Source organism: Prosthecobacter sp., from assembly GCF_044373815.1.
Lineage (GTDB): Bacteria > Verrucomicrobiota > Verrucomicrobiia > Verrucomicrobiales > Verrucomicrobiaceae > Prosthecobacter.
Genome location: NZ_JBIPNG010000428.1, coordinates 1 through 5,767, shown reverse-complemented (window position 1 = coordinate 5,767; position 5,767 = coordinate 1). Strand labels below are relative to the sequence as shown.

The following is a 5,767-nucleotide window of genomic DNA, read 5'->3' as shown; positions in this document are numbered from 1 at the left end:
ATCAGGAACTCCGAGCGCGAGGCGCATGAGAAAGCGGTCCATCTGCGATTCCGGCAGCATGAAGGTGCCGATTTGCGAAGAGGGATTCTGCGTGGCGATGACAAAGAACGGTTCCGGCAAAGGATGTGTGGAACCGTCCGCCGTGATCTTGCCTTCCTCCATGGCTTCCAGCAAAGCTGACTGGGTCTTGGGCGTGGCGCGGTTGATTTCATCCGCCAGCAGCACCTGGGTGAAGACCGGGCCGCGATGGAAATGAAACGCCGCCGTGTCCCGGTCATACACTGAAGCGCCGAGGATGTCCGCAGGCAGGAGATCGCTGGTGAACTGCACGCGGCGGAACCCCAGACCCAGCGCCTGCGCGAGAGCCTGAGAGAGCATTGTTTTACCGACGCCGGGCTGGTCTTCAAACAGCAGGTGCCCGCGTGCCAGCAGGCAGGTCACCGCGAGGCGCACGACATTCTCTTTGCCAAGAATGATCTGCGACACGCTAGCGATGATGGTTTCGATTTGTTGGGACGCTTGCAGAGCAGTGGCGGCGGGCAGCATGGCGTCGGTGGGGGAATGGGATGCGCGTGAGGACACAAGAGGGAGATTTATACCTTCAAGTGTCGTCGATCTGCCGGCTGGAAAGCAAGCCTGCATTCGCCAGCGCAGACAAATTGATGCTTAGACCAACTCTCAAAATAGGACGGTCTTTTCGAGAACTGGTCTAGATCTGCTGCAGCTTGTTCCGCTCGTTCGGCGTATGGCAGACGGGGCAGATGGTGACGTCGATCTTGCGCTTGGCCTCGCATGCATAGGCGGTGCCGCAAATGCGACACTGGATGGCAATGCGCCGCCGATAGACTTCGCGTTTACGATCGCGCCAAAAGCTGTGAAACCACAGCAGGCAGACCGTCGTGACCCCGACCGCCATGAACAGAATGATCAAACCACCAAGCGGAATGGGAATCATGGCGTGGCAGCCACCTCCCAGCGGAAGGAGATTTCGCCCCACTCGACACGCTTGACCTCAGAAGGGGTGAACCGAAGCGCGCGAATGGCTGCATTCAGCTGCTGCATGATTTCAGCGTCATCGACACTGCTCAGCGGCAGTGCAGTGACAATCTGTCCGGCACTGCCAATGGCGACACGGAACTGCACCCGCGTGGGCTGGGTGAGCTTGATGCCGCTGAGTTCTACATTGGCCGGGCCTCGCTTTGCCAAAGATGGACTCATGATGGCCAGCAACTTAGCGGCGGAAGGCACGGCTACAGAATCAACGGCACGGCGTGGCACCGGCGGCAGCACATCCGCAGCAGCGGTGAACAGACGCGGCTGGTGAATGGCGGCAGTCGCGGGCTCGAGTTCGCGCAGCTTGATCTCATGACCGGCAAAGGAGGGGTGAAAGGCCAGCAGCGGGCTTTCGACCGGCGCCACGGAGTCGGAGTCGCTCAACAGCGCAAAGCTGCGATCCTGCGCGCGGTGGATGAGGGCCAGCTCCGCGGGATTTCTGGGATCCAGCGAGATCACATGCTGCGGCGTGACCGGCAACCGCTGCGACACTGGATGCACAATGCGGAAGATGAAGAAGAAACCGGACATCGCAGCCATCAGCACCACCATCGCCCCGACCAGACGCCACATCGAGTGATCGCGCACGTCCCACGCGAAGATCAGCCCAGGCGTGGTTGAATGCGGTTTCGTGGGCATCGGATTCTGCGGCGGTTTACGCCTTCGGTGGAACGGTGGAATACGCGACTTCGTAACCGAGCTCGAGGGCGATGTTGCCAATCTCGTTCACGCGTCCATGCTGTGCCAGCTTGTCAGCGTGAATAATGACGCGGCGTTCGCCTTCGCGGTTCGCCTTGAGCTTTTCCCTCAGCTCTCCAATGGTGATGCGCACCCCATCAAAATACAGCGCATTCTCCATTCCGGCGGGAACGGTGATGATGTGGGCGCGATCAAAACCCGTCAGCCGCGAGTTTGACTGCGGCTGCTCCACCTTGATGCCAGACTGCACCACAAAGTTGCTGGTAAGGAGAAAATAGACCAGCAGCAGCAGGATCGTGTTCAGCAATGGCACCGTGTACAGCCAGGGGCTTTGCTTGGGCAGATGACTCTCGAGCTTCATGGTTGATACGGCGGTAGGCGCAGTATCGGAGGCGCGAAGTGGTTGGGCCAGCCGAAAATGCGCTGAGGGCGCTTATCCTTTCATCCCGCGGCCACGCGATTTCGTCATCGGAGGCGCGGCTTCCGCCGGGCGGAATTCCACGATGTTGTCAGTGCTGTTGGCGTCTTCGATCAGATTCACGATTTCGATACCGGCGCGCTCCAGATCATGCATCAGGGAGCGGGCGCGGGCGCTGAGAAAGGCAAAGGAGAGATAGGCCGGGATCGCCACCACCAGACCGAGCGCCGAGGTGATCAGGCTCTGATACACACCGCGAGCCACGTCCGCCTGTGTCGCGACGCCATTGGCGGAGGAGAGACTGGTAAAGCTGTCTAGAAGGCCGATCACGGTGCCTAAGAGGCCGATCAGCGGTGCCGCATGCGCGATGGCGTTCAGGATGCCGAGGAAGCGCTCCAGCCGAGGCACTTCAAGCTGACCCGCCTCCTGAACGATTTCTTTGAGCTGCTCGCGTGGCGCATGATGCCGCAGCAGCGCCGCGTGGATCACCCGCCCGGCAGGAACCCGTGTGGCCACGCACTCTTGCAGCGCTTCGGCGAAGTTTTTGCGGCGGATCAGACTGGCAAGTCCGGCCAGAAACTCACCAACGTTCATGCTCGCCCGATGAAAGTAGGCCAGACGCTCGATAAAAATAGCTCCGGCGAAGCACAGGCACCCTATGAGGAGCCATACGAGCGGTCCGCCTTTGGAGATAAGATCTATCATGAGCCGAAAATCAGAGAGAGAAAATTGGTGAAGACTGGCACCACACGCCAGTTCGGGAGAGACGTGAAATACCTAGCATGTTTTATGCCGAGACTGATAGCTTGTAAACACTGGAAATAAACTGGATGGATGGACGGAGGTCAAGCGGGGAAGATTCCAGGGCGGTCAAAGGAGGGGAAAGCCTCGTATAAATGACCAAAAAGCCCCTCATCTATGGCATCAAATGCCGTCCCCTTCCCGATCTCCTGATGGCCTTCCCAAGTGACATTCATACCAAAACCCATCACCTCCCAGCCTTGATTCCCCTCCCCTAACCCGCTCCAATGCCTGCATGAATCCTTTCGATCTTCAGGTCAATGGCTACGCCGGCACCGACTTCAACGGCGACAATCTCACCGCCGAATCCCTCCACCACGCTTGTGAGGCCCTGGCGGAGGACGGGTGCGCTGCCATCCTGGCCACTTTCATCACGGATGAAATCCCCACCTTGGAGCGCCGCATCGGCAAACTGGTCGAATTGCGCGAAAAAGACGAACTGGCCCGCCGCATCATCACCGGCATCCATATTGAGGGGCCATTCATCAATCCCATCAAAGGCTATGTGGGCGCCCACCCTCCGCAGGCGGTGAAGCCTGCGAATGTGGACGATGCCAAGCGCCTCTTGGACGCTGCCGGAGGACTGGCCAGGCTCGTAACCCTCGCCCCCGAGCACGACGAAGGCAGCAAGACCACCGCCTTCCTGGCCTCCAAAGGGGTTACTATTTCTGCCGGTCATTGCGATCCCTCGCTCGATCAACTCAGTGCCGCCTGCGATGCCGGTCTGACGATGTTCACCCACCTCGGCAACGGCTGCCCCATCCAGATGCACCGCCATGACAACATCATCCAGCGCGCCCTCAGCCTGCACGACCGCCTCTGGCTCTGCTTCATCCCGGACGGTGTGCACGTGCCCTTCTTCGTTCTGAAAAACTGGCTCGCCGGCATCGGCCTGGAGCGCACCATTTTCGTCACCGATGCCATCTCCGCCGCCCGCCTAGGCCCCGGCCGCTACACCCTCGCCGGGTGGGACATTCTCATCGGCGAAGACCTCGTCGCCCGCTCGCCAGATGGCACGCATTTTGTCGGCAGCACCGTCACCGTGCCGAGGATCAAGGCCAATGCGTTCGCAGAATTGGGGATGAGTGATGCAGATTTGAAGCAGGTGCTGGATGTGAATCCGCGGATGGCGATTGCTGGAATATAGGCCAGTCTCTGCAAATCTGGAGAGACACCAAACTTTGAACTGCCGTGAAAGTAAAAAAATACTCTTACAGAATTCAACACGCATGCTTTGAATGCCGTAAGTCTTTCAAGCTCGAGTACCTATTCATGGAACACCAGCGAAGGACGTGGTTGAGTCAGAAGATTTCAGGCCGCCGACCTGCTACTGAATTTTTAGAAAATAACCACACCTGCCCCCAATGCTCCAAATCGGTTCACATGATGGGAAGAGCGTTCAGAGCTCCAAAATTAGAAGATATCGAAGGATGGAAGGCTGCTGAGCTACTATTTTTGGCCGGTTATCGTTTTTGGTCATCTGTCGGCAAGCTGCCCACTACTCGCCGTGAAGCACTGAAGTTCATTGCCGATAATCCAAAAAAAACTGAAGGCGAACGCCTCAGCCAGCGCATCAAATCCAAATATTCTTTGGTTAACATGTGAATCCACTTCTCTGGCTCGACTCCCATCGCGGACGCTACACCACCGCCCGCTGGCTCTTCCCACGCCTTCTGGCAGCCATCTACCTCATCGCCTTCCTTTCCTGGGGCGTACAGTATGACGGCCTTGTGGGTGAAAACGGCATCCTGCCAGCAAAGACACTGCTCGAAAACGTCCATGCCTTCGAAGCCCGCGAGCACCAAACGCTGTTCTGGCAGTTGCCCAGCGTGTTTCACTGGCATTACAGCGATGCCTTTGCGCATGGCTGCCTGATCACCTGCTGCGTGCTGGCCGTGCTCGTGATGGTGGGAGTGGCGCAGGGGCCGCTGCTAGCGCTGCTGTGGTTTGGGTATCTCTCCTTCGCCACCACGGGAGGCATCTTCATGGGCTACCAGTGGGATGCGCTGCTGCTGGAGGCTGGCTTTCTCGCGCTGTTCCTCGCGCCATGGCGTTTGTGGTCGTGGCGCGGACCGACGGAACCACCACGCGGCTCGATCTTTCTCCTGCACTGGCTGCTCTTCCGCCTGATGTTCCTTTCCGGTTATGTGAAGATCGGCGGTGGTGACCTGCCGTGGCAGGATATGACGGCACTGCTCTACCATTATGAGACACAGCCGCTGCCGAATGGATTGTCGTGGTTCGCGCACCATGCCCCACGCTGGTTTCACGTGGCGAGCTGCTGGATCATGTATGGCATTGAGCTGGGGCTGCCCTTTGCGATTTTCCTTGGCCGCTGGGGACGTCTGACCGCCGCGCTGGGTTTTCTCATGCTAATGGCCATGATCTCCGCCACGGGGAACTACAATTTTTTCGACCTGCTGACTGCGGCACTCGCCATCACGCTGCTGGATGACCGCTGGTTTCCCAAGCGCCTGCGCCACTGGCTGCGCATCGATCCCGAAACCCCGCGCCCGTCCTTTGCCTGCTGGTCGCAATGGCCTGCGCTGGCAGTGGTCCTTCCGGTGATGCTCATTACCCTGCTGGCCACCGATTCCTTCCTGGCCGGTCGTATCCCCCACTTCAAGGCGGTGCTCCCCGCCGTGCTGCATGAGAAGCTCGACGCCCCCATCGCCCACACGCGCTCATTCAATGCCTATGGCCTCTTTCAGGACATGACCGAAGAGCGGCCCGAGATCATTCTCGAAGTCAGCGACGACGGCGCGCTCTTCCTGCCGCTGGAGTTTAAATACAAGC

At 58.9% G+C, this 5,767-nt stretch carries 8 protein-coding genes; 3 read left to right on the top strand and 5 right to left on the bottom strand.

Translation table 11 applies throughout. The features are described 5' to 3' along the window. From ACIREA_RS25125 to ACIREA_RS25105, 5 genes are all read right to left on the bottom strand, one after another. Nucleotides 1-546: AAA family ATPase (locus ACIREA_RS25125; RefSeq protein WP_397385073.1), on the bottom strand; the 546-nt coding region annotated here is incomplete at its 3' end. 163 nt (nt 547-709) lie between these two features. After that, nucleotides 710-955 (bottom strand): hypothetical protein, encoded by a 246-nt coding sequence (locus ACIREA_RS25120; RefSeq protein WP_397385072.1) that lies wholly within the window; start codon nt 953-955, stop codon nt 710-712. After that, entirely contained in the window at nt 952-1,692 is a 741-nt protein-coding gene (locus ACIREA_RS25115; protein WP_397385071.1) for a hypothetical protein, read from the bottom strand. The genes ACIREA_RS25120 and ACIREA_RS25115 overlap by 4 nt, the downstream gene beginning before the upstream one ends. Before the next feature lie 16 nt (nt 1,693-1,708). Further along, a complete protein-coding gene (locus ACIREA_RS25110; protein ID WP_397385070.1) occupies nt 1,709-2,113 on the bottom strand; it encodes a biopolymer transporter ExbD in 405 nt (134 codons plus the stop codon). Between the two features lie 72 nt (nt 2,114-2,185). Continuing rightward, the gene (locus ACIREA_RS25105; RefSeq protein ID WP_294400131.1) at nt 2,186-2,875 is read right to left on the bottom strand and encodes a MotA/TolQ/ExbB proton channel family protein; all 690 of its coding nucleotides are present in this window, start codon (nt 2,873-2,875) and stop codon (nt 2,186-2,188) included. Between the two features lie 331 nt (nt 2,876-3,206). Between ACIREA_RS25105 and ACIREA_RS25100 the strand changes: the two genes are divergently transcribed. The 3 genes from ACIREA_RS25100 to ACIREA_RS25090 all read left to right on the top strand — a co-directional run. Continuing rightward, nucleotides 3,207-4,118 carry an N-acetylglucosamine-6-phosphate deacetylase gene (locus ACIREA_RS25100; protein ID WP_397385069.1) on the top strand — a complete coding sequence of 304 codons (912 nt, stop codon included), beginning with the start codon at nt 3,207-3,209 and terminating at the stop codon, nt 4,116-4,118. Nucleotides 4,119-4,243: 125 nt separating this feature from the next. After that, a complete protein-coding gene (locus ACIREA_RS25095; protein ID WP_397385068.1) occupies nt 4,244-4,576 on the top strand; it encodes a hypothetical protein in 333 nt (110 codons plus the stop codon). Continuing rightward, nucleotides 4,573-5,767 (top strand): lipase maturation factor family protein (locus tag ACIREA_RS25090; RefSeq protein WP_397385067.1); only part of this gene is annotated, 1,195 nt, incomplete at its 3' end. The genes ACIREA_RS25095 and ACIREA_RS25090, both read left to right, overlap by 4 nt.